Genomic DNA, 2,873 nt, shown 5'->3' with positions numbered 1-2,873 from the left:
CTTGACAGAAATCATACGGCGAACGGGGAAATATCTCCGGTACGCTATGAACAGATGTCTGATAAAAAAGTGTCCTGATTAACTTGACCAGAACAGTCTAAATGTGACGCTTACTGAGGTAAAGTATCAGCAGGATATAGTTGAATATCTTAAAACTGCTGATTTTTGGAGAGGGCCCACGGCGGGGAGTCACCAGGTGGGGGAAGATAAATTCCTGGAACTGCAGAAAGGTCAACTGGACCGGGATAGCTTGTTCAGACTGGTTTCTTGCCATAATCACCGTCAAAGAATGAGGATTTTATGGCTGCGGGCAGAGCAAACGCAAATCCCTGTTGACACAAGGGCTGCAGACAAATTCTACCCTGTGGGAAAACCCGCTACCAGTTGATATTTCAGAATGCACTGACGCGGATAATAACGGTCCAGCCATCCGGAACCCACGCCCGGTTGAAATAAAATTCATTCTTTCCCCAGTTTTTCTTATTTGATTTAAAACCGGGGGGGCGATAAAAAAACAATCGTAATTAGCTATTTTTTTCTGAAGTTAACCGGACATTAATCACTATCAAAAGGAAGATGATGATGACGCATTCCTCAGACGCTGCGGCGTTAAATACCCCTGTATTCCTGAACGCCCAGGATATCCAGATTGAAACCCTTGAGGTTGATTTCCCTGAGTCCTCAGAACGTGACGCCAGTATTTTCGGCAATGGCGAAAATAATATTCCGGTCCGGGTCCGGTTTAAATTCCTCGATAAATCCAGTAACAATAAAGACATCAGTGAATCGCTGAAAAAGCATATCTATCTCTATGACGTTTCAGTGCACAAAGGGATTCGGTACCGTGGCTGTTACCTATGGGGGGACAGCAACCAGGATCTTTTCGCAGAAACACAGAAGAACAGTAATACGCTTGGCTTTTACGGTAAAAATCATGCCACCAGGCCTGACGCTGACAGCAGTGACGTTTCCGAGGTCGTGTTTTACGTGAAAACGGAGAATACCTTTTCCGTCCAGAAAGAGTTTAAACTGGGGGCATACTTGGCCCTGAACAATGAATCTACTCCGGGGAATAACAATGTCTCCTCAGGGGACCATGCGTCCGTCGGTTTAACCGTGATGCCAGCCATTGATTACACTAACCCTTCTGCATGGAAAGTTACACAGGAAGGGATGTCGGACATCCCTCTCCACGACAATATGATCCTGAAGGGCAGCAAATTTTATGAAAGCGCCGTGACGGGAAAGTCAGTCACCTGGAAGCTCCGTCACAGCATGCTGCAGGATAACACCCCCCTCAGGTTGACAGTCGAGTCTTCTTATTCCCAGCGGGGTAGTGTTCTGAAAACCAGCGTCCCTCCTGTTGCCTCATCGCAATTTACCCAAGAGAAGCCGGGCGAAAACAAGCATGAGACCAGTTACAACGCTTGGATCGTTCCCCATCAGGGCCAGGGGATCACGATTCAACCTTATCTGCCGTCGGAGCATGGCAGTCCGTCCGTTGAGGTCACTCATCCTGTCGCAATCCTGTCTGAATCTCACGGACTGAACCATAACACGCAGGATATTTTTGTTATACAGGCGAGCATTAAGATTCAGAATGATGATTTTACCATCAACACTGTGAACACTCTGACGGGGACCGTGGTTATTACGGATAACGTGGGACATAACCAGCATATTCAGGTGATCTGCAGCAGCCAGGACGGTAAACCGACCGTCACGGGTAAAGGCTAACGGCCCGGGGCGGGGCCGCGTGGTCCCGCCCGCCTTTCTGCCGCCGGCAGCCACCTTCGTCCTCCCTTTCCCAGCCCTTTTCAGGAGTGTTTCCCCATGACCACCCCCGTCCCCGAGTCTCAGGCCCACAACTTTATCAGCGGCGCGCGGCGTTGGTGCACGGATGGCTAAGTTATGTCATTGTGGTGGTGGATTTCCACGGATACGCACTCATGCCACATATAAACATAACGCCGGAAAGCGTCATCATATCCCCAAAGCTAAATTCACCGTCACCAACTGGCCTCAATATGAAGCCAGTCTTAAATGTACTGGTGAACGGTAGCACGCCTGTGGCGTGAGCTCGTCTGCTTCGCAGCCGAAGTCCTTTCCACCCTCATCGCCGTATTTTATACTGGCTTTCATGTACATACCGCGTAAGCGTCCAGCCATTGCCGCCTGTGATTCTGGTTCCGGGATCGATAGCTTAGAGCTCCATCTAATTTAGAAGGAGTTCTATTCATGGGAAATACTGCCGACTGGCGAACTGAATCCCGCACTGTTTATTCTAATGACTTTAAACTTCGTATCGTTGAGCTGGCGTCTCAACCTGATGCCAATGTTGCTAAGATCGCCCGCGAAAACGGTGTTGCTCACAATCTGATTTTTAAGTGGCTACGCATGTGGCAAAACGAGGGGCGGGTATCACGTCGCCTGCCTGCGACCGTCACCCCACCTTCAGAGCTTTCACTGCTACCTGTCGAGATCGTATCTGAACCGGCAGCATCAGATACCGGTTCCGGGCAATGCCCGTTGAATGGTAAGCGTAAAGCCAGCGCCGTATGTAGCCATTAAGCCAGTACTGGTAACTTAGACGCCCACCTGTTACAGACGGACATCTAAGTATGGAATCTCAATCCTGGCGAAAAGAACCCCGTAAAAATTATCCCAATGACTTCAAGCTCCGTATGGTTGAACTGGCTTCCCGTCCTGGAGCCTGCGTTGCTCAGATTGCCCGTGAAAACGGCGTTAATGATAACGTCATCTTTAAATGGCTACGGCTGCGTATTCTGGCGAAGATGAACGATGGTTCCGGAGGAACATGAACGCGTTATTTCCTAACGCGCCCTGACTTCTTTTTATTACACTGACCGTTC

2 protein-coding genes and 1 pseudogene are annotated in these 2,873 nt (G+C 49.4%); all 3 read left to right on the top strand.

Translation table 11 applies throughout. The annotated features are described in order from the left end of the window. The first annotated feature begins 582 nt into the window (after positions 1 to 582). Entirely contained in the window at positions 583 to 1,737 is a 1,155-nt protein-coding gene (locus B9Y90_RS25790; RefSeq protein ID WP_085543119.1) for a hypothetical protein, read from the top strand. 501 nt (positions 1,738 to 2,238) lie between these two features. Beyond that, positions 2,239 to 2,571 (top strand): transposase, encoded by a 333-nt coding sequence (locus tag B9Y90_RS25785; protein WP_139827510.1) that lies wholly within the window; start codon positions 2,239 to 2,241, stop codon positions 2,569 to 2,571. Positions 2,572 to 2,621: 50 nt separating this feature from the next. After that, positions 2,622 to 2,780: pseudogene (locus B9Y90_RS25780) on the top strand (transposase); the annotation flags it as partial. Positions 2,781 to 2,873 lie beyond the last annotated feature (93 nt).

The sequence above is a fragment of the Cedecea sp. NFIX57 genome (genome assembly GCF_900177785.1).
GTDB lineage: Bacteria > Pseudomonadota > Gammaproteobacteria > Enterobacterales > Enterobacteriaceae > Cedecea > Cedecea neteri_C.
Note: the sequence above shows the minus strand (reverse complement) of the source record. Positions and strands in the feature narration are given on the sequence as shown.